Consider the following 20657-nt stretch of genomic DNA (forward strand, 5'->3'; position numbering starts at 1 on the left):
GTAGGAACGGCATGCAGCATCGCTTTGACAACCGGACGGTCGTCGTCGTCTCGATCTCGAACCAGGGTGGCGGCGCGTTTGGTGTGGCCGGCGGCGCACGCAACCTGCATGTGGGCGCGGTGTGCGCGCGTGCATTCGCGCAGGCTGGCGCCCATGTCTGGCTGGTGGACGATGACGTGCCCGCGCTGGAGGCGCTGGTGGCAGAAATCCGTGCACCGGGAGGCCGGGTCGATGTGCTGATGGCCGACCCCTGTGATGCATCCGCACTGGCCGCTGCCGTGGCGCGCGCGGGGGAGGCGCTGGGGCCGGTGCACGCGCTGATCAACAGCCATTTCGAGTCGGTGATGGGCACGGTGGAAGGCTCGTCGCCAGCCGAGTGGCTGCGAGCGGTCACGGTCAACCTGCTGGGTCCGGTGCATGCCACGCAGGCCTTTCTGCCTTTGCTCAAGCGCGCGGGGGCTACAGAGGGTGGTGCAAGCATCGTGCACATCGGCTCGATCGACGGGAGTCTGGGCAACCCCCAGATCCCGGCGTATTCGGCGGCCAAAGGCGGTCTGGTGCCCCTCACCCACGTGATGGCGGACGAGTTCGCCGTGCATGGCATCCGTGTCAACTGCGTGGCGCGCGCCATGATGGTGGAGCGCGACGCAGCGCCGCACGCGCGGTTTGCACCGCTGGTGGCGCAGACACCGATGGGGCGGCCCGCCTACCCCGACGAACTGGCCGCCGCGGTCTGCTTTCTGGCGTCCGAGACGTCCTCGTACATCAATGGGGTTGTGCTGCCCGTCGACGGAGGCCGAAGCGGCATCACGCCCGGCACACGCCGCCCCTCTCAGGAACCCACATGAGCCTGTTCACCGAGCCCAAGATCGATTGCCACGCGCACGTGTTCGACCCCGTGCGTTTTCCCTACGCGCCCGGCACGGCCTATGCGCCCTCGGGCAGTGAGATCGGCACCGCGCCTTATCTGGCCAGCGTATACCGCACGTACGGCGTCGAACGCGCGCTGCTGGTGGGGCCCAACTCGGGCTACGGCGTGGACAACCGTTGCATGCTGGACGCCATCGCGCACAGCGAGGGCCGCTACAAGGGCATTGCCGTGGTGCCCAACGACATGTCGCGCGATGCGCTCGAGGCGCTGCGGCAGCAGGGCGTGGTCGGGGTGGCGTTCAATGCCAGCCTCAACGGCGTCGAGCACTACAAGGATTGCGCGCCGCTGGTGCGCACTTTGGAGGCGCTCGACATGTTCCTGCAGATCCAGGTGCATGGTGATCAACTGCCCGGCCTGATGCCGTTGCTGCAGGGCTCGGGCGTGCGTGTGCTGGTGGACCACTGCGGCCGGCCGGTGCCCGGCACGGGGCTGGACCAGCCCGGCTTTCAGGCCCTGCTCGAACTGGGCCGCAGTCGCCGGGCGGTGATCAAGCTCTCGGGCCAGGCCAAGTTCTCTGAGCAGGCGTATCCGCACGCCGATGCCCAAGCCTATGCCCGGCGTTTGCTGGAGGCGTTTTCTCCCGACGCCTGCATCTGGGGTTCGGACTGGCCTTTCTTGCGCGCGGCCTCACGCATCGACTACGGCACGGTGCTCGCGCTGGCGGAGGAGCTGCTGCCCGATGCCTCGGACCGCCGCAAGGTGATGCACGACAACGCGGCCCGCCTGTTTGGCTTCACGACCTGAAACGCTGCGCAAAAAACTCGGTGAGCAGGCGCGCCGCTGCGCTCAGGCCGGCGCGCTCGTTGCGGAAGATCATGAACTGGCGCTTCACCCGCGGCGTGGTCATGGGCATCATCACCAGGTCGTAGGGCCTGAGCAGGGGCGTGGTGAATTCGGGTGCAAACATGACGCCCTCGTTCTCCGAGGTCATGGCCAGCGCCGTGGAGAAATGCCCCACCTCGCGCGCGTTCTCGAAATCCACAACGTGACGGGAGTCGCGCGCCAGCAGCGTGGCCGCCCGACGATCGGCCAACAGCACCTGCTCGTCCTTCAACGAAGACCAGCGAACGGACTTTGACCTGGCCAGGCGGTGGCGTGTCGAACACACCAGGGACAGCCCGGACGAGAACAACAGGTCGGACGACATGCCCGGCTCGCAGATGCGCTCCGGGCCGATGCCGATGTCCACGACTTTGCGCTGCAGCATCTCCTGCACGTTGTCGTAAGGCGCGGGCACCAGGGTGACGTCGATGTCGGGCCATTGCGCCTGGAAATCGGTGATGGCCGGCGGCAGGATGGAGCAGCTGAGCAACTGGCTCGCTCCCACACGCACGACGCCTGACTTGTTCTGTGCGATGTGGCGAACCGCCTCGTGCAGTTGCTGGTGTTCGGCCAGCAGCTGCTCGACCAGCGGCAGCATGGTGGCGCCCTGGGGCGTGAGGCGCACCGAGCGCGTGGTGCGCTCGAACACCGGGAAGCCGGTGGCTTCCTCCAGCGACTTGATGGTCACGCTCAAAGCCGCGCTGGTCACGTGCAGCACCTGGGCCGCCTCGACGAAGCTCGAGGTGTGCGCCACCGTTGCAAAGACGCGCAGTTGCTTGAAGGAAAAGTGCATGGCTGCCGATTATCAATTTTTAATGAATGCTTTGAAAAATTATTTGGCTTTTCTTTATGGTTGGGGCTTCGTATAGTTTTCTCCAGAGCGACCCGAGACCCGGTGACCGCCGTTCCAACAGGAGACAAAAACCATGCTTTTCCGACCCATGTTCGCCCTCGGTGCGCTCGTTCTCGGGGCCTTGACCCTGACCGGAGCGTCCGCCCAGGGCAAGTGGCCCACACGACCCGTCAAGCTGATCGTGCATGCGCCGGCTGGTGGCGCCGCAGACATCTACGCCCGCCTGGTCGCCGACGGGCTGCAGGCGAAGTGGAGCCAGCCCGTGGTGGTGGAGAACCGGTCCGGCGCCAACGGTCTGGTGGCCACGCAGGCCCTGATGCATGCTGCGCCCGACGGCCATACGCTGATGCAGACGGCCACCGGGCCGGTGGCCATGAACCCCCTCATGCACGGCAAGGCCTACGACCCGGCGACGGCCTACGCCGCCATCGGACCAGTGTCCTCGTCCGGCATGATCGTGGTGGCTGGCGCGAACGAGCCCTATACCGACCTGCGTGGCATGGCCGCCTACGCCAAGGCCAATCCGGGCAAGATGAGCTACGCCACCGCCGGTGCCGGCGCCGTGCCGCACATCGGCATGGAATACGTCAACGTATCGCTCGGTGCCGACCTGTTGCACGTGCCGTTCCGTGGCGAGGCGCAGTTCATTCCCGAGTTGCTGGCCGGCCGCGTGTCCGTGGCCATGATGGTGGCGGGTTCGGCCCTGCCGCATGTGCAGTCAGGCAAGCTCAAGGCGATCGCGGTCACGTCGGCCGAGCGCAATCCCGCCCTGCCTGGGGTCAAGACCCTGCAGGAAGATGGCATCAAGGTGGCGCTGCCGCTCTGGTTTGGCCTGGTGGCACCGGCCGGTACGCCGGCCGAGATCCTGAAAACGATCAACACCGACCTGGCCGCCGTCACCGCCAGCGCGCCGGTGCAGAAGCGCTTTGCCGAGCTCTCGGTGACCGTGCCGCCGCCCATCTCACCCGAGGGCTATCGCCAGTACCTGATCGACGAGTCGAAGAAGTGGGCGACGATGGTCAAGGAAACCAACATCTCCCTCAAAGCCGAATGAGCCCTCGGGCATGAAGGCGCGCCCGGGTGGTGGCGCGGGCGGCCCGGGCGGATGGGCGCAAGTGCTGGTTTTCGCAGTGGCATCAACCCGCATCGCCATGCCAGAATCGCGCCCATGCCTGTCACCCCACCGATTGCCCCGGAGAGTGCCACCACCGCGCTGTACCGCGCCGCCCTTGGCCCGGTGAACACGGCGCAGCACCTGCCCGCGTTCGAGCGCTTCGACGCCGCCGGGCGCGCCAGCCCGGTGTGGAACTGGGCCGCCGGGCTGCTCACCCTGAACTGGATGCTGTTCCGCCAGCTCTGGGGCGCGGCGCTGGTTTACCTGGCCTGCGCCGGTGGTGTGCTGTTGCTGGTGCTGGGCCCGTTGCGCGATTGGTGGCTGTGGCCGCAGTGGCCGCCGGGTGTGCAGTGGGGCGCCTTTGGCGCGTTGCTGTTGTTGAGCATCGCGGTGCCGGGCGTGTGGGGCCCGGCCTTGCTGCACGCGGACACGCGCCGGCGCATCACGCGCGCGGTGCGCGAGGCCCGCACGGTGCGCGAGGCTTGCGCCATGCTGGAAACACAGGCCAGCACGCGGCGCCGTCTGTGGGGCCTGGCGGCACTCAACGGCCTGCTGGCGCTGGCCGTGCTGGCGGCGGTGTTGTGGCTGCGGCCCGGCGCACCGGGCACGCGGGGGGGTGACGCGATGGTGATGCCGCCGACACAGCAGTCCGCGCCCGAGGCGACGCCGGCTGCGTTCGTGGCCGTGCCAGACCACGCCGTTGAAACAGAACCCGCCGTGGCAGCCGAATCGCCCGTGGCCGAACCTGCGAGGGAGGTCGAGGTCAACCTGGCCAGCGTGGCTCCGTCGCAGACCGAGCCGGAGAGCGCTGCACCTGCACCTGCACCCGAGGTACCGGCGGTGGCCGTGTCTGCCACCCCTGCCACCCCTGCCACCCCTGCCATGGCTGCACCCAAGCAGACGCCACCGCCAGCCACCTCCAAACCCGTGGCCGCCCCCCCCCGGTCTGCAGCACCAAGCGCCGCACCGGCGGACGATCTGCCGCAGGCGCATGGCATCAACGTCGGGCTGTTCGCCGAGCGCGCCAATGCCGAAAAGGCGCAGGCGCGCCTGGTGGAAGCCGGTTTGCCCGCCATCCTGCAAAGCACCGAATCGGCCAAGGGCACGCCGCTCACGCGGGTGCGGGTGGGTCCGCTGGCCAGCCGCGCGCAGGCCGAGCAGGCGGCCGAGCGCATTCGCGCCATGGGGCTGGAGGCGCAGATCTTTGCGCCCGGTGGCGGTTAGGCCTTAACCGACGGCGCCGCGCGCGTCGATGCGGATCAGGCGCTCGATCTCACCCGTCACCAGCCCGCCGCGCACACCCACCAGGTAGTCGTGCAGGTTCACCGTCGGGTCGCAGTGGCCCGGCACCAGCCACACCGTGTCGCCCAGCGAGGGCAGCGGGCTGCCGGCCGGGCTGGCGTGCAGCAAGCCGTGTTCGTCGCCGCCGTTGGCAAACGACAGGCCGGGCGGGCTCCACACCGCGGGCAGGCCACTGTCCACCGCGTGGCTCTTGTGGCCGGCGTCGCACACCGCGTGGTGCGCGGCGCGGCTGATCACCTGGGCCTTGACGAACAGCGCGTGCTCGAACACCGGGGCCTGCGGCGCGCTTTCGTTGCGCGCGTAGTCCGCGTCCATGAACAGGTAGGAGCCGACCTGCAGTTCGCCCCAGACGTGGCTGGCGGTTTCCAGTGCAAAGGTGCCGGTGCCGGCGCCGGTGATCAGCGGCACCTCGAAGCCGGCGGCCTGCAGCCGCTCGCGGGTGAGCGCGGCGGCCCAGGCGGCCTCGGCAATGGCCTGTGCGCGTTCGCCCGGGTCGCGCCGGTGCTGGGCGCCGCCGTGGTAGGCCTGCAGGCCGGCGAAACGCAGCACCGGGTGTTCGGCGATCAGGCGCGCCAGGTCTACTGCCGGCTCGCCCGGCGGCACGCCGCAGCGGCCCTGGCCGACGTCGATTTCCACGAACACGTCGATGCGCGCTTCGCCACTCACCTGCGCGTCCACCAGCGCGCTGGCCAGGCGCAGCACGCCGGCCGCGCTGTCAACCGCGATGCCGAAGCGCGTGGGCAGGTCGCGCACCGCCTCGGCCAGGCGCTGCAGCTTGGGGAAGGCGATCACCTCGTTGCTGATGTAGATGTCGTTCACACCGGCCGCGGCCAGCGCCAGCGCTTCGTCGGTCTTCTGCACGCACACACCGACCGCGCCGCGCGCCATCTGCATGCGGGCGATCTCGGCGCTCTTGTGCATCTTGGCGTGCGGGCGCAGGCGCAGGCCGTGCGTGCGCGCGTAGGCGGCCATGTGGTTGAGGTTGCGCTCCATGGCGTCGAGGTCGATCACCAGCGACGGCGTGTCGATGGCGGCCACGCCCTGGCCGACCAGCGCCTGCGCGCGTTGCCAGCGGACGGCCTGCGGGGTGTCAGACGGTGCGTTCATCGAGTGGGTTTCCTGCTTGCAGATGGGTGACGTCGGCCCAGCCAACCAGGCTCAGGCCCTCGGGCGACCACAGCAGCCGGTTGACGGCGGTGTTGGGCAGCTCCCAACTGCGTGGTGCGTTCAGTTCCAGGCGGGTGGCGGCGCGGTACAGCATGTCCATCACGCCGCCGTGCGCCACCATCAACACCTGCTCGCCGGGGTGGCGCGAGGCCAGTTCCAGCACGGTCGGGATCACGCGGCGCTGCAGCTGTTCCAGCGATTCGCCGCCGGCGGGCGCGAAATCGGGCATGCGCTTGCGCCAGGCCAGGGCTTCGGTGGGCCAGCGCTGCTCGATTTCCGACCAGGTTTGTCCTTCAAAGCGGCCGAAATGGCGTTCGCGCAGGCCCTGGTGCGGTGTCACCGGCAGATCCCGGGTGCGCGCCACCGCCTGCGCGGTTTCAAAGGCGCGCCCCAGGTCGCTGGCGTAGACGGCGGCAATCGGCTCGTCGCGCAAGGCCTGCGCCAGCTGGGCGGCCTGCCAGCGGCCGGTTTCATTGAGGGCGATGTCGGTGTGGCCCTGGATGCGGGTGTCGCGGTTCCAGGCGGTTTCACCATGGCGCACGGCCAGGATGCGGGTGACTTGCAAAGGAAATCCTTGAAGACGGACGAAGGTGCACCACTGTACCGGCAGCGCCACGCCGGCGCACGTATTGCGGTCGTCTGGTGCGGTGGTTGCGAGACAATCCGAGGCATGACGCCGCCGCCATCACGCCCGGACGGGGATTTTTCCTCGCTCTTCAATTTCCTGCCGATTGGCGCCTACCGCAGCTCTCCCGAAGGGCGCATGGTGCGCGCCAACCAGGCGCTGGTGGCGCTCAACGGTTACGACACCGAGGCCACCCTGCTGAGCTCGGTCAACGACATTGCCCGCGAGTGGTACGTCGATCCGGGGCGTCGAAGCGTCTTCCGGGCGCTGCTCGAACGCGATGGCTTCGTGCGTGGTTTCGTCTCCGAGATCCACCGCCACAAGACACGCGAGCGCGTCTGGATCAGCGAGAACGCACACACCGTGCGCGACCATGACGGCACCTTGCTCTATTACGAGGGCACGGTGGAGGACATCACCGAGCGCATGCGCAACCAGAAGGCCCTGCACGACAGCGAGGAGCAGCTGCGCCTGATCACCTCCCAGGTGCCCGGTGCCGTGTTCTCTGTGTACGTGGGGCGCGACGGCAGCCGCGAGTACCGCTTTCTGAGTGCCGGCATCCGCGACATCTACGGCTTCGAGGCGGAAGAGCTGATGCGCAACCCGTCGATGATTGCCCGCTATTTCCACCCCGAAGACCAGGCCTTGCTGGAGCGCGACCGGCGCGCCATCCTGGCCGGGCAGGCACAGCTGGAGACCGAGTTCCGTGTCGTGCTGCCCGACGGCACCATCAAGTGGGTGAGCAACCGCTCCAGCGCGGTGTCGTCCGACGAGCGCGGTTTCCTGCGGGTGGGCATGCTGCTCGACATCACCGACCGCAAGAACGCCGAGGCCGCGCTGCATGCCAGCGAGGCGCTCTGGAAGCTGGCGCTGGAGAGCGCGGGCGACGGTGTGTGGGACTGGGACCTGGTGACCGACGAAGAGTTCTTCTCCGACAGCGTGAGGGCGATGTTCGGCTACGACGAGGCCGACGAGATCAACCTCTCGGTGGCGCTCGACGCCCGCACCCACCCCGAGGACGTGGCCCAGATGCGCGCCGACCGGCTGGTCCACTTTGAGGGGCGCGCTCCGGCGTACCGCAACGAGCGCCGCATCCAGTGCAAGGACGGCAACTGGAAGTGGGTGCTGTCGCGCGGCGTGGTGCTGGCGCGCGACGAGGCCGGCAAGCCGACGCGCATGGTGGGCACGCACACCGACATCACCGAGCACAAGCACGCCGAGGCGCAGCACCGGGCGCTGGAGGGGCAGTTGCGCGAGTCGCAGAAGATGGAGGCCATCGGCACCCTGGCCGGCGGTGTGGCGCACGACTTCAACAACCTGCTGGCCGCCATCCTGGGCAACCTGGTGCTGGCGCGCGAGGACGTGGGCGAGAACCACCCGGCGCAGGAGAGCCTGGCCGAGATCAACCGCGCCGCCATCCGCGCGCGCCAGCTGGTGCAGCAGATCCTCACCTTCAGCCGGCGCCAGACGCAGGAGATGGTGCGCCAGCCGCTCACGCCGCTGGTGGAGGATGCGCTGGGCCTGATGCGCTCCCTGCTGCCGGCCGGCATCCGGCTGGTGACGCGCCTGCCCTCGGGCTGCCTGTATGTGCTGGCCGACGCGACGCAGATGCAGCAGGTGTTGATGAACCTGTGCACCAACGCCTGGCAGGCGATGGAAGATGGCTCGGGCGACATCACGGTGGCGCTGCGCGAGCAGGTGCTGGACGCGTCGCAGGGCCTGCAGCTCGGCGGCCTGGCGGGTGGCACCTACGCCTGCCTGAGCGTGGCCGACAACGGCCCCGGCATGGGCGAGGCCACGCAGCAGCGCATCTTCGAACCCTTCTTCACCACCAAGGCGCCGGGCGCGGGCACGGGCCTGGGGCTGGCGGTGGTGCACGGCATCGTCAAGGCGCACCGCGGTGCCATCGCGGTGCACAGCCGGCCGGGCGAGGGCGCGCGCTTCGACGTTTACCTGCCGCTGGCCGCCGGAGCCGACGAGGCGGCGGTGCCGGCGGACGCGGGCGCGGCCCAGGCGGTGGCCGTCGCTGCGCCGGTGGGCAAACACGTGATCTACATCGACGACTACGAGGCGCTGATCTTCCTGGTCGGGCGACTGCTGCGCAAACAGGGCTACCGGGTCAGCACCTTCGAGTCTGGCGAGTCGGCGCTGGAATGGCTGGGTGCCCACCCGGACGAACCGGTGGACCTGGTGGTGAGCGACCAGAACATGCCGGGCATCTCGGGCGTTGAGGTGGCGCAGGCGGTGCGTACGCTGCGCCCGGGGCTGCCGGTGGCGATCGTCTCGGGCCATGTGAACGACCAGCTGATCGCCGATGCCACCGAGGCCGGTGTGTGCGACGTGATGGGCAAGCAGGACAGCATGGACGCCCTGGGCGAAGCCATCCGCGAACTGCTGGAGCGCCGCACCACGCCCTGAGGCCGCCAGCGCGGCGGCCGGCGCCGCTTCAGCGCGGCACTTCGATGTTGACCTGGCGCAGGCCTTCGGGCGGGGCCGGGAAGTCGCGCAGTGCCGCGTCCAGCATGGCCGACCAGAGGCCGTTCGTGCTGTTCCAGCGCCCGTCGTGAGCGGCCCGGGTTTCGTACACCACCTTGCCGCTGGCGGCGTGGCGGATGATCAGCGAGACCTCGCGCTTGTAGTAAGGCGATTCGATGCGCGGGTACATCGGCATCCAGATGATCTGGCCGCGCCCGGTCACGATGTAGTCGCGCCCCGGCATGCCGTAACCAAAGCCGGGGCCGAAGCCACCACCCCAGTAACCGCCGCCCCAGAAGCCGTCGTAGGGGCTCTCCCAGGGGGCGCGTGGCAGGCGCTGCGTGCCGCCGTCCACATGCACCGTCCATTGCGTGGCGGTGCCGGCCGCGGCACGTGTCCAGCCCACCTTGGCCAGCGCCAGTTCGGTGAGCTTCTCCAGTTCGTCCTGCCCGGTGGCAACCTTGCCTTCGCGCTGCGAGGGCAGGCGGTCGAAGCGGTACACCTGCGGCGCCTGCGGGATCACCACAGGCACGCCGGGGGCGCTGGCGCGGTCGGCCCAGCGGGCGTAGCTTTGCACCTGGTTGTCCACCAGGTACACCGAGGCGCAGCCGCTCAGCGCCGCGAACGCGGCCGCCAGGCCCAGGCCCTTGAAGATTCGAAACACGTTTGCTCGGATGGTCACGCGGGTGGTCATGCTGCCTCCTGTTGTCGGGGTGTGCGGCGCGCTGACGCTGGGGTGCTCAGTGGGCCGCGGCAATCGGTATGACTGCCTTGGGCGCCGAAGCGTTCCCCACCGGGGCCGGCCAGTCCGTGGCCGCTGCCGCTTCGCCGGCGCCCGCTTTCGGCAGGGGCTCGTCGTCAAAGGCCTTGTCGCCGTTCTCGTCGGCCTCGCCGGTGGCCTTGATGGTTTCAAAAGGAAACAGCGCGCGGTCCATCAGGTGGCTGGGCACGATGTTCTGCAAGGCGGTGAACATGTTCTCGACCCGGCCCGGGAAGCGCTGCTCCCAGTCCTTGAGCATCAGGCCGACCTGCTTGCGCTGCAGGTTTTCCTGGCTGCCGCACAGCGTGCAGGGAATGATGGGGAACTCGCGGATCTCGGCCCAGCGGATCAGGTCCTTCTCGGGCACATAGGCCATCGGGCGGATCACCACGTGCTTGCCGTCGTCGCTCACCAGCTTGGGCGGCATGCCCTTGAGTTTGGCGCCGAAGAACATGTTGAGCAGCAGCGTCTGCAGGATGTCGTCGCGGTGGTGACCGAGCGCGATCTTGGTCGCGCCCAGCTCGTCCGCCACGCGGTACAGGATGCCGCGGCGCAGCCGGCTGCACAGGCTGCACATGGTCTTGCCTTCGGGGATCACGCGCTTGACGATGGAGTACGTGTCCTGGTTCTCGATGTGGAACTTCACGCCCAGCTTGGTCAGGTAGGCGGGCAGGATGTCGGCCGGGAAGCCGGGCTGCTTCTGGTCGAGGTTGACCACGATCAGCTCGAAGCGCACCGGTGCGCGCGCCTGCAGCTTCTGCAGGATGTCGAGCATGCCGTAGCTGTCCTTGCCGCCCGAGAGGCAGACCATGACGCGGTCGCCTTCTTCGATCATGTTGTAGTCCACGATCGCGCGGCCGACCTCGCGGCACAGGCGTTTTTCGAGTTTGTGGTTTTCGAATTCGATGTTCATCGCGGTTCTCTTCGGGTAAGTGACTCGGGCTCGCGCCAGGCGTTCCCCGGCATGATGCGCTGCATGAAGGCGGCGAACATGGGCACGGTGAATGCCGTGTCGCCGTGGGTGGGGCTCCAGACCATGCCCTTGCCGATCAGGGTACTTCGGGTGGGTGCCAGCGAGGACACTTTTTCATCCAGGCAGGCCGCCACGTCTCCCGAGCGGTGCGGGCCGTCGCCGAGTTCGGCCATGGCGCGCAGGTAGCGTTTTTCCTTCGGCGTGCAGCGGTCGAAGCGCACGCGGAAGAAGCCTTCGTCCAGCGCGGCCACGGCGGTGATGCTGGCCTTGCGCACCACGTCGATCCCGATCGGGCTGTTGTCCGCCGCCAGCCAGGTGTGGCTGCCCCAGGTCTGCAGGAAATAGGCATAACCCTGGCTCAGGCGCAGGATCTCGTGCAGCGCCGGTGCGGTGATGGCCACACCTTCGTCGCGCAGGGGGATTTCGATCGCCTGCATCGCGGCCTCGGGGGGCAGGGCACCGATGACCGGGAAGTCGAACAGGCGCTCGGCATACGACTTGGCGTTGCCGAGCTGACCACGCAGCTGCGGCAGGCCGGCGCCCACCAGCACCACCGGCAACTGGCGCTGCGAGGTGCGGTGCAGGGCGGTGATGAGGGCCGCCAGCTGTGCCTCCGGCACGTACTGCAGCTCGTCGATGAACATCGCCAGCGCGGTGTCGGCCGCCTTGGCCGCCAGGCCCACCTGCTCCATCAGGGCCTGCAGGTCGTGCTCCAGGTCGCCGTTGTCGGCCAGGCCGGGTTCGGCCTCGTAGTCCAGGCCGACCTCGATGTCGTTGTAGGTGACTTTCAGGCGGCTGGCGAAGCCGGCCAGCGCGCGCAGGCCGCGAATGGCGAGGTCGCGTGCGGCCTCTTTCTGGCTCAGGCGCAGGAGGGCCTGGCGCAGCTGCGGCGCCAGCAGCGCGGGCAGAGAGCGGCCTTCGGGCGCTTCCAGCCGCACGGTCTGGATGCCGGCCATCTCGGCATCGTCGCGCACGCGGTCCAGCAGCACCGTCTTGCCGACACCACGCAGGCCCACCAGCATGGCGCTCTTGGCCGGGCGACCGATGCGCGCGCGCTCCAGCGCCACGCGCAGCGACTCACGCAACGCATCGCGGCCAGCCAGCTCGGGCGGCGGCGTGCCGGCACCGGGGGCGAAGGGGTTGCGAATCGGGTTCATGGCCGCGATTCTACCGAAGTTCGATAAATTACTGAATTCCAGTAATTTGCCGAATATCACTTGATCTGAGGTAAATACCCCTTATCAAGCCGCTGCCGGGCCAGGGCGACAGCGGATCGCCCGGGCCATCTCCTTCAGGTCAGTGCCAGCGACAGCGCTGGAAATACGGCCACCAGCAGCAGGACGAACAGCATGGCGCCCACGTATGGCAGCGAGCCCGCGAAGATCGACTCCACAGAGACCTTGGGGTCGTTGAGGGTGGACTTCACGGTGAACACCGAGATGCCGAAGGGCGGCGTGAGCAGGCCGATCTCCACCGCAAGCACCGTGATGACACCGAAGTGGATCAGGTTGAAGCCCAACTCGGTGGCGATGGGAACGGCCACGGGCGTCATGATCAGCAGCATGGAGCTGGAGTCCAGGATCATGCCGAGCGTCAGCACGATGAAGATGTAGATCAGCAGGAAACCGGTGGGGCCGAGCCCGGCGCTCTGCACCATGTCGCTGATGGCCATCGGAACGCCCGCCACCGAGAGCATGCGGCTGTAGAACCCGGCAGCGATGAGCAGGATCAGGATGGTCACCGAGATGCTGCCGGTTTCGTGCAGCACGCGCCAGAGCTTGCCCTGGCCCAGGCTGCGTCGCGACAGGGCGACCAGGAAAGCGCCGAAGGCGCCAATGCCGCCGGCCTCGGTGGGTGTGAACAGGCCGCTGTAGAGACCGCCGAGCACGAGCACCACCAGCAGCACGATGGGCACCAGCTTGCCGGCCATCTGCGCGCTGGTGAGCACGGCGCCGGCGCTGCGCTGCAGCGAGGCGTCGCGCTGGCGCTTGAGGTCGTAGACCATGCCGGGCGCGTACGTGGCCATGAGCACGATCATCACCACGAACACCACGGCCAGCATGAAGCCCGGGATGATGCCGGCGATGAACAGGGTGCCGATGGATTGTTCCGCCAGCACGCCGTAGATGATGAACAGCAGACTGGGCGGGATCATCATGCCCAGCACCGAGCTGCCCGCCACCGTGCCGGCGGCGAAGGCGGTGCGATAGCCGTGGTTCACCATCTCCGGCACGGCCACGCGCGTGAACACGGCGGCCGACGCAATCGACACGCCGGTGACGGCGGCGAACACCGTGTTGGCCGCGACCGTGGCCACACCCAGGCCACCGCGCACACGCCGCAATAGCGCATCGGCCACATCGAAGGTGTCCTTGCCCACGTTCGATACCGAGACCAGCAGCCCCATCAGCACGAACAGCGGGATGGTGGCAAAGATGTAGTCGGCCACACCGTTGTAGGCCGAGAGGTAGAACAGCCGCATGGCCATCTGCACGTCTTCGCGCATCAGCCAGATACCGGCGAAGCCGATGCCGATGAGGGCGATGGCGATGTGCACGCCCATCAGCACCAGCACGACCAGCGCGCCGATCAGAACGCCGCCGAATTCAAGTTCTGTCATGTGGGTTCTCCGGACTCGCCGGCGTGGCGCCAGAGCGAGGGAATTTGAAGCAGGTACGCGCCTGCGGCCATCACCGAGCCACCCACGATGAGTGCGCGAAACGGCCAGGTGGGCACGGTGTACACGCCCTGCACACCGAAGAACTCGCTGGTGCTCCAGGCTTGCGTGAACTCGGGCCAGGCGATGAAGGCCAGGGCGACGAACAGTGCCGCACCGAGCAGGGCGTTGCCCACTTCGAGCAGGCGCAGGGTGGTGCGCGAGCGTTTGCCGATCACGCGCAGCAGGAAGTCGCTGCGCGTCATGCGGCCCGCGCAGATCGCTGCCGCGAGCTGCAGGAAGACGATGGACGCCACCGAACGTGCCGCGAATTCGGCCACGCCGGTGATGGGATGGTCAAAGAAGTTGCGGCCGGCCACGTCGGCCACCACCAGCAACATCATGAGAAAGATCCACACCGTGCCGACTGCGGCGAGCACGCGCGCAATGCCTTGCAGGGGATGGGTTGCCGCGGGCGCGGCGGCCGCGCCGTCGGCGGCGAGCTCAGGTTCGTTTTGCACGGATCACCTCTGGGGGAAGGCGCCCCGCGCCGGACTGGCGCGGGGCGGGAGAGGGCGCTCTCAGCGGTTCTGGCCGTCCCAGTCGCGCAGGGGCTTCACGCCACGCGCACGCAGTTCGTCGAAGTAGGCCTTGAGCACGGCCTTGCCGTTCTCGCCCGTGGCTTGCAACCAGGGCTGCACGATGTTGGGCAGGCCGTTGACCCACTTGGCCTTCTCGGCCGGGGGCAGGTCGCTGATCTGCAGGCCGGCGGCCTTCATGGTTTCCAGGGCCGCGTTGGCGGTCTTGGTGACGTGCGCGCCGTGCGCCTTGGAAGCAGCCTTGCCGGCCTGGACGAAGGCGTCCTGCACATCCTTGGGCAGGTTGTCGAAGAAGCGCTTGTTGGCGGCCACGCTGCCGAAGTACATCGCGCCAATGTCAACCCGCGTGAGGTGCTTCGCAACTTCGTACACCCGCGCCGGGCCGATGCCGCTGGCGAACGACAGGGCGCCCTGCGTCACGCCGGTCTGGATGTTGGTGTAGTAGGTGGTGAGTGCGCCATCCACCGGCGTGGAGCCGGTTTCGCGCAGCCAGTTGGCCGACGTGCCTGGTGCGTTGATCTTCTTGTTCTGAAGATCGGCCATGGTGCGGATCGGGAAGTTGGCGTAGATGTCATAGGTGTCGGTGATCAGCGAGGACAGCGGCACCATGTTCTGCGTGGCCCAGCTGTTGCGCAGCGCGGGCACGGTCACGTTGAGCTTGTCGAAAATCTCGATCATCAGCTCGTGGTTGGTGGTGGCGAAGGGCGTGAAGTAGGTGACGTTCTGCAGCGGCATGGCCGAGTTTTCCCAGACCGTGCCCACCATCCCGACGTCCACGATGCCGTCGCGCACCGCGGCGCGCGTGTCGGTGAACTTGTAGAGCGTGCCGCCATAGTTCTCGCGCCAGCGCACCTCGTACTTCCCGCCGCCGGCCTTGAGGATGCGGTCCACCTCTGGCTGGAATGCCTCCTTCATGGCGTAGGCCCAGATGTTGGTCGTGGGGTGGCTGGAGCCGATGTTGACGGTGATGCGTTGCTGCGCGGCGGCTGGCAGCGCGGCACCCAGGGCCAGCAGGCCCGCAGCGGTGAGGGTGGCGAATTTCATGGGCGTTGTCTCCTTCTTTTGTATGGGTGGAATGGCTCAGCGAGCCGGGGGGGTCTTGGCCGGCTCAAGCAGATCGCGGCTGGACTGCAGGTAGCCGCGCACGCGGTCACGCACCAAGGCTTCGTCACAGGTCTCGTGCATGGCATCGCTGTGCACGTCCTGGCCATAGATCCAGCGGCGGATCGAGATGTAGAACATGCCGCCGTGCAGACCCATGAGCAGTTCCAGCTCGCGCTCGCTGGGCTTGGCGCGCGAGGTGGAACCGCGAAAACGCCGCGTCTCGCGGACGAGGCGCGGGAACAGGCGCTCGCGCAGCATCGCGAAGAAGCGGTCGGAGATGGCGTGGTCCATCAGACCCGAAAACATGAGGATGCGAACGAACTCGCGCGAAAGCGCGTTGTTCACGTAGTCCGCATAGAAGGCGGTGAACTTGTCCTCGACATCGATCTTCGGGTTGTCGAGCAGTGCATCCCAACTGTCGCGCCAGCGGCCTTCGAACACGTCGAGGTAGACGCGGTCGATCAAGGCCTGCTTGGTGGGGAAGTAGTGGTAGAGCAGCGCGTGTGTCACGCCGATGCTCTTGGCCAGATCGCGCAGCTGGGCACCAAAGCCGTGGGATGCAAAAAACTGGATCGCGCCATCGACGATCTGGCGCTCGCGCTCGTTCACGCTGAGCCGCCGGCGCGCGGGTGCTCCCTCGACAGTGGTGGTGGCGAGTTTCTGCTGTTGATCAGGGTTTTTCTGTATGCGCACTCTATTTACCAAAAGGTCAATGAGACATAGTATTGTTGAACGGTTGGTAAACAAGCGCACCCGTGAAAACCCGGGGGCCAAAAGAAAACACACATGGAACTCAACGGAGACATCCTGATGGCGGCACCTCGCAACGAGGTCTGGGCTGCCATCAACAATCCCGCGGTGCTGGCGCGCTGCATCCCTGGCTGCGAAAGCATGGACGCCACCAGCGATACCGAGCGCACGGCGCGCGTCGCGGTGAAGATCGGTCCGGTGCGAGCCCGCTTTACCGGCCACATCCGCATGCAGGACGTGCGGCCGGGTGAGGGCTGCACGCTGCAGTTCGAAGGCTCGGGCGGTGCCGCGGGCATGGCCAAGGGCCAGTCCAGCGTGTCGCTCAGCGACGAAGGAGATGGCACGCGACTGCGTTACACGGCCCAGGCGTCGGTGGGCGGCAAGCTCGGCCAGGTGGGCGGCCGCATGATCGATGCGGCGGCCAAGCAGATGGCCGACCAGTTCTTTGTCGCGCTGCAATCCGAGCTCGCGCCGCGCGAAGAAGCGCCAGCCGCGCCGCCCGAAACGCCGGCGGGCGATGCACCGCCTGCGGCCTCGGGCCACGGCGAGGCGGCACCAGCGGCGGCGCCTGCCCGCACGGCACCCGTGACCGTGCGCGGCGCGGCGGCTCCTGTTGCCCCCGCCGCGGGCAGTGAAGGCGTTCGCGTGCTCTGGTTCGCCTTGGGTGCGCTGTCCACCGGCTTCGGCGTGTGGATCGCTTCCGTTCTGTTCGTCTGAGGAGACCGCCTTGAAGGCCGCTGCATTCGACTACATCAAGGCGCATTCGATCACCCAGGTGTTCGATCTGCTCCAGACCCACGGCGACGACGCGCGCGTGCTAGCCGGTGGCCAGACGCTCATGGCCACGCTCAACATGCGGCTTTCAGAGCCGGCGCTGGTGATCGACATCACCGGGCTTGCGGCGCTGCGCGGCATCGAGCAACGCGGCGACGTGCTGCGCATCGGTGCGCTTGCCACACACACGCAAATCGAGCAGAGCGCCCTGGTCGCGCGGCTGGCACCGCTGCTCACCGAAGCGGCGCCGCACATCGCTCACCGCGCCATTCGCAACAGCGGCACCTGGGGCGGCTCCCTCGCCTATGCCGACCCGGCCGCGGAGTGGCCCGCCTGCCTGCTGGCTTTGGGTGGCACGGTGGTCGCGCAGGGACCGGCCGGCGAGCGCCGCATCGCGGCCGATGACTTCTTCACCGGCCTGTACGCGACCGCACTGCAGCCGGAAGAAATCATCATCGCGAGCGAGTTGCCCATTGCGACCGAGCACCAGTGGCAAGGCATGTTGCAGCTCGCGCGGCGCCACGGCGACTACGCCATCGTGGGCCTGGCGGCCTCGGCGCAGCGGCAGGGGGGTGTGCTGCGCGCGCCGCGCCTGGCGTTCATGGGCGTGGGCATCACACCCTGGCGGGCGCGCGAAACCGAGGCGGTGCTGGATGGCAAAACCCTCGACGACGCCACCCTGACCCGCGCCGTGGCCGCCTTGCGTGAGGAGATCGAGCCCTTGCCCGACCTCACCAACACCCCTGACACCAAGCGCCACCTGGCCGGCGTGTTGCTGCAGCGCCTGCTGGCTTCGGCCCGCACCTGACAAGAGAAGAAGAGCGAGAAGAATCCCCATGCCCGACCTGTTTCCCCTCCAAGTCACCATCAACGGCCAGACGCGCCGCTGCTCCGTCGAGCCGCGCACCCACCTGGTGGATTTCCTGCGCGAGGACATCGGCCTCAAGGGCAGCCACCTCGGCTGTGAACACGGCGTGTGCGGCGCCTGCACCGTCGAGCTCAACGGCCAGATCGTGCGCGGTTGCCTCACCCTGGCGGTGCAGGCCGATGGCGGCACCGTGCAGACCATCGAGGGCCTGAGCCAGAGCGGCACGGTCCGCGACCTGCAGCAGGCCTTCATCGCGCGCAATGCGCTGCAATGCGGCTTCTGCACCTCGGGCATGCTGATGGCCGCCAAGGAGCTGATCGAGACGCGCCCCGAGGCCACCCGCACCGAGGTGCGTGACTGGATCTCTGGCAACTACTGCCGCTGCACCGGCTACCACGCCATCGTCGATGCGATCTGCGACGTGCTGCGCCAGCGCAAGGAGAGCTGACATGAAACGCGACATCGTCAACCTCGAACCCGGCACCGAACAACCCACGCCGATCGCGCCCGTCACCGAAGACCAGCGCTACATCGGTGTGCCCGTGCCGCGCAGCGGCATCGAGCGTCTCACGCAGGGCCTGGGCCAGTACATCGACGACATCGAGCTGCCGCGCCTGGCGCACGTGGTGTACTGGCGCAGCCCGGTGGCCCACATGCGCATCAAGGCCGTGCACGGCGACGCGGCGCGCACCATGCCCGGTGTGCTCATGGTGGCCGACGGCCAGGACCTGGCCAAGGTCTGCAAGCCCTGGGTGGCGGTGCTGGGGCACCTCGCGGGCATGAAATCCGCACCGCAAAACGCACTCGCCGTGGACCGCGCCTGCTGGCAGGGCGAGCCGGTGGTGGCGGTGGTGGCCGAGACACGTGCGCAAGCCGAAGATGCGCTGCAGCACATCATGGTGGACTGGGAAGAGCTGCCTCTGGCCACCGACATGGAGCGCGCACTTGACGAAGGCGCCGCGCCGATTCACGACACACTGGGCGACAACCTGTGCTTCACGCGCAGCCTGGACGTGGGCGATGTGGACAAGGTCTTCGCCGAAGCCGACGTGGTGGCCGAAACCACTTTCGAGTTTGGCCGCCACACCGGCGTGACGCTGGAGCCACGCGGACAGATCGCGCACTGGAACCCGGCTGAGCAGCGCCTGACGGTCTACCACTCGTGCCAGGCGCCGCACATGATGCAGGACCTGTACGGCCGCCAGTTCGATCTGCCCGCCAGCGCCATCCGCGTGCTCTGCAAGGACGTGGGTGGCTCCTTCGGCCTCAAGGTGCACGCCTACCCGGACGACTTCGCCACCGTGGCCCTGTCCATCCTACTGGGCCGACCGGTTAAGTTCGTGGCCGACCGCCTGGAGAGCTTCACCAGCGACATCCACGCGCGCCACCACCGCGTCCAGGCCCGCATCGCCGTCAACAACGACGGCGAGATCCTGGGCTTCGACATGCACGACCTCACCGGCATCGGCCCGTACTCGATGTTCCCGCGCACCAGCGCGATCGAGGGCAACCAGGTCGTCAACCTGGTGGGCGGGCCATACAAGCACAAGCACTACCGTGCCAAGCTCGACGTGGTGTTCCAGAACAAGACCCCCACCTGCCAGTACCGCGGCGTGGGTCACCCTATTGCCTGCGCGGTGACGGAGGGCCTGGTGGACCTCGCGGCGCAGAAGATCGGCATGGACCCGCTGGAAATCCGCGCCAGGAACGTGATCCCCGACGATGCTTACCCGGCCACTGGCGCCTCGGGCATCAAGCTTGAGGTGCTGTCGCACGAGGCCAGCCTGAAGAAGCTGCGCGAGCTGATGCACTACGACGCGCTGCGCGCCGAACAGTCTGCGCTGCGCAAGCAGGGGATCCACCGCGGCATCGGCTTCGCCACGGTGATCGAGCTCACCAACCCCAGCGCCGCTTTCTACGGCGTGGGCGGCGCGCGCATTGCCTCACAGGATGGTGCCACCGTGCGGCTGGACCCGGAGGGCGACATCACCGTGCTGGTGAGCGTGGGCGAACAAGGCCAGGGCACCGAAGGCATCTACCGCCAGATCGCGGCCGACGCGGTGGGTGTGGACATCAGCAAGGTGAAGGTCATCACTGGCGACACCGACATGACGCCCTACGGCGGCGGCACCTGGGCCTCGCGCGGTGCGGGCATCGGCGGCGAAGCGGTGCTGCTCGCGGGTCAGGCGCTGCGCGAGAGCATCCTCAAGCTGGCGGCCGTGATTCTCCAGCGCGAGGTGGACACGCTGGCACTGCGCCGCGACCGCGTGGTGGACGCCGACGGCGGCGCGGAACTGCTGCCGCTGGCCGAGCTGGGCCGCATCGCCTACTTCCGCTCCGACACCCTGCCGCCCGACTTCACGCCCGAGCTGATGGTGACGCGCCACTACGCGCAGCGCGACTACCCCTTCATCTTCACCAACGGCGTGCAAGCCTCCTACGTGGAGGTCGACCCCGAGACCGGCTTCGTGCGCCTGCTCAAGCACTGGGCGGTGGAGGATTGCGGCCGCGTGCTCAATCCCATGCTGGTGGACGAGCAGATGCGTGGTGCCATCGTGCAGGGCATCGGCGGTGCGCTGTTCGAGGAGTGCCTGTACGACGACGCCGGCCTGATGCTCAACGCCAACATGGCCGACTACCTGGTGCCCATGTCGGCCGAAATGCCCGACATCGAGGTGGCCCACATCATGACGCCCACGCGCAGCTCCAAGCTGGGTGCCAAGGGCGCGGGCGAGGCGGGCACCGCGGGCGCACCCGCGGCGGTGATGAACGCCATCAACGACGCGATCGCGCCTTTCGGCGCCCACGTGCATTCTCAGCCGATCACGCCGGAGAAGCTGCTGCGCGCGCTGGGCAAGGTGGCCTGAGAAGCGCGGGCAGGGTG

At 68.0% G+C, this 20657-nt stretch carries 19 protein-coding genes; 9 read left to right on the forward strand and 10 right to left on the reverse strand.

All coding sequences use genetic code 11. The annotated features are described in order from the left end of the window. Nucleotides 1-11: 11 nt before the first annotated feature. Together HPA01S_RS08495 and HPA01S_RS08500 are read left to right on the forward strand one after the other, a co-directional pair. On the forward strand, nt 12-848 hold the full coding sequence (locus HPA01S_RS08495; protein ID WP_066268807.1) for an SDR family NAD(P)-dependent oxidoreductase: 837 nt from the start codon (nt 12-14) through the stop codon (nt 846-848). After that, the gene (locus tag HPA01S_RS08500) at nt 845-1675 is read left to right on the forward strand and encodes an amidohydrolase family protein (RefSeq protein WP_066268809.1); all 831 of its coding nucleotides are present in this window, start codon (nt 845-847) and stop codon (nt 1673-1675) included. Before HPA01S_RS08495 ends, HPA01S_RS08500 begins: the two co-directional genes overlap by 4 nt. On the opposite strand, the gene HPA01S_RS08505 is transcribed toward HPA01S_RS08500, so the two are convergent. Further along, a complete protein-coding gene (locus HPA01S_RS08505) occupies nt 1665-2546 on the reverse strand; it encodes a LysR family transcriptional regulator (protein ID WP_066268813.1) in 882 nt (293 codons plus the stop codon). The two genes, HPA01S_RS08500 and HPA01S_RS08505, sit on opposite strands and share 11 nt — an antisense overlap. Nucleotides 2547-2679: 133 nt before the next feature. Between HPA01S_RS08505 and HPA01S_RS08510 the strand changes: the two genes are divergently transcribed. Both HPA01S_RS08510 and HPA01S_RS08515 read left to right on the forward strand, forming a co-directional pair. Continuing rightward, nucleotides 2680-3660 (forward strand): Bug family tripartite tricarboxylate transporter substrate binding protein, encoded by a 981-nt coding sequence (locus HPA01S_RS08510; RefSeq protein WP_084360559.1) that lies wholly within the window; start codon nt 2680-2682, stop codon nt 3658-3660. Nucleotides 3661-3774: 114 nt separating this feature from the next. Beyond that, nucleotides 3775-4944, forward strand: coding sequence for an SPOR domain-containing protein (locus HPA01S_RS08515; protein ID WP_066268819.1), 1170 nt, complete (start codon nt 3775-3777; stop codon nt 4942-4944). Nucleotides 4945-4947: 3 nt separating this feature from the next. Here the strand turns inward: HPA01S_RS08515 and HPA01S_RS08520 are convergent, their stop codons facing one another. Together HPA01S_RS08520 and HPA01S_RS08525 are read right to left on the reverse strand one after the other, a co-directional pair. Further along, entirely contained in the window at nt 4948-6129 is a 1182-nt protein-coding gene (locus HPA01S_RS08520; protein WP_066268822.1) for a DSD1 family PLP-dependent enzyme, read from the reverse strand. After that, the gene (locus tag HPA01S_RS08525; protein WP_066268824.1) at nt 6113-6754 is read right to left on the reverse strand and encodes a histidine phosphatase family protein; all 642 of its coding nucleotides are present in this window, start codon (nt 6752-6754) and stop codon (nt 6113-6115) included. Before HPA01S_RS08525 ends, HPA01S_RS08520 begins: the two co-directional genes overlap by 17 nt. Nucleotides 6755-6859: 105 nt before the next feature. Between HPA01S_RS08525 and HPA01S_RS08530 the strand changes: the two genes are divergently transcribed. After that, nucleotides 6860-9232 (forward strand): hybrid sensor histidine kinase/response regulator, encoded by a 2373-nt coding sequence (locus HPA01S_RS08530; protein WP_066268826.1) that lies wholly within the window; start codon nt 6860-6862, stop codon nt 9230-9232. Between the two features lie 28 nt (nt 9233-9260). Here HPA01S_RS08530 and HPA01S_RS08535 read toward each other — a convergent pair whose 3' ends face one another. From HPA01S_RS08535 to HPA01S_RS08565, 7 genes are all read right to left on the reverse strand, one after another. After that, nucleotides 9261-9983 carry a hypothetical protein gene (locus HPA01S_RS08535; RefSeq protein WP_066268829.1) on the reverse strand — a complete coding sequence of 241 codons (723 nt, stop codon included), beginning with the start codon at nt 9981-9983 and terminating at the stop codon, nt 9261-9263. 46 nt (nt 9984-10029) lie between these two features. Then, nucleotides 10030-10962, reverse strand: coding sequence for a tRNA 2-thiocytidine(32) synthetase TtcA (ttcA, locus tag HPA01S_RS08540; RefSeq protein ID WP_066268831.1), 933 nt, complete (start codon nt 10960-10962; stop codon nt 10030-10032). Beyond that, the gene (locus tag HPA01S_RS08545; RefSeq protein WP_066268833.1) at nt 10959-12179 is read right to left on the reverse strand and encodes an ATP-binding protein; all 1221 of its coding nucleotides are present in this window, start codon (nt 12177-12179) and stop codon (nt 10959-10961) included. The genes ttcA and HPA01S_RS08545 overlap by 4 nt, the downstream gene beginning before the upstream one ends. Before the next feature lie 134 nt (nt 12180-12313). Continuing rightward, nucleotides 12314-13642: a TRAP transporter large permease gene (locus HPA01S_RS08550; RefSeq protein ID WP_066268835.1), complete on the reverse strand. Its 1329-nt coding sequence runs from the start codon at nt 13640-13642 to the stop codon at nt 12314-12316. Beyond that, the gene (locus HPA01S_RS08555) at nt 13639-14199 is read right to left on the reverse strand and encodes a TRAP transporter small permease subunit (protein ID WP_066268837.1); all 561 of its coding nucleotides are present in this window, start codon (nt 14197-14199) and stop codon (nt 13639-13641) included. Before HPA01S_RS08555 ends, HPA01S_RS08550 begins: the two co-directional genes overlap by 4 nt. Nucleotides 14200-14259: 60 nt before the next feature. Continuing rightward, nucleotides 14260-15321 carry a C4-dicarboxylate TRAP transporter substrate-binding protein gene (locus HPA01S_RS08560; RefSeq protein WP_066268840.1) on the reverse strand — a complete coding sequence of 354 codons (1062 nt, stop codon included), beginning with the start codon at nt 15319-15321 and terminating at the stop codon, nt 14260-14262. Between the two features lie 36 nt (nt 15322-15357). Continuing rightward, entirely contained in the window at nt 15358-16074 is a 717-nt protein-coding gene (locus HPA01S_RS08565) for a TetR/AcrR family transcriptional regulator (RefSeq protein WP_245638601.1), read from the reverse strand. Nucleotides 16075-16167: 93 nt separating this feature from the next. Between HPA01S_RS08565 and HPA01S_RS08570 the strand changes: the two genes are divergently transcribed. The 4 genes from HPA01S_RS08570 to HPA01S_RS08585 are packed head-to-tail and all read left to right on the forward strand — an operon-like array spanning nt 16168 to nt 20640. Further along, nucleotides 16168-16848 (forward strand): SRPBCC family protein, encoded by a 681-nt coding sequence (locus HPA01S_RS08570; protein ID WP_066268845.1) that lies wholly within the window; start codon nt 16168-16170, stop codon nt 16846-16848. Between the two features lie 10 nt (nt 16849-16858). Continuing rightward, nucleotides 16859-17713 carry an FAD binding domain-containing protein gene (locus HPA01S_RS08575; protein WP_066268847.1) on the forward strand — a complete coding sequence of 285 codons (855 nt, stop codon included), beginning with the start codon at nt 16859-16861 and terminating at the stop codon, nt 17711-17713. A gap of 28 nt (nt 17714-17741) precedes the next feature. Continuing rightward, entirely contained in the window at nt 17742-18221 is a 480-nt protein-coding gene (locus tag HPA01S_RS08580) for a (2Fe-2S)-binding protein (protein WP_066268853.1), read from the forward strand. A gap of 1 nt (nt 18222) precedes the next feature. Beyond that, nucleotides 18223-20640, forward strand: coding sequence for a xanthine dehydrogenase family protein molybdopterin-binding subunit (locus tag HPA01S_RS08585; RefSeq protein ID WP_066268854.1), 2418 nt, complete (start codon nt 18223-18225; stop codon nt 20638-20640). Nucleotides 20641-20657: the final 17 nt, after the last annotated feature.

It is taken from the genome of Hydrogenophaga palleronii NBRC 102513 (assembly GCF_001571225.1).
Taxonomy (GTDB): domain Bacteria; phylum Pseudomonadota; class Gammaproteobacteria; order Burkholderiales; family Burkholderiaceae_C; genus Hydrogenophaga; species Hydrogenophaga palleronii.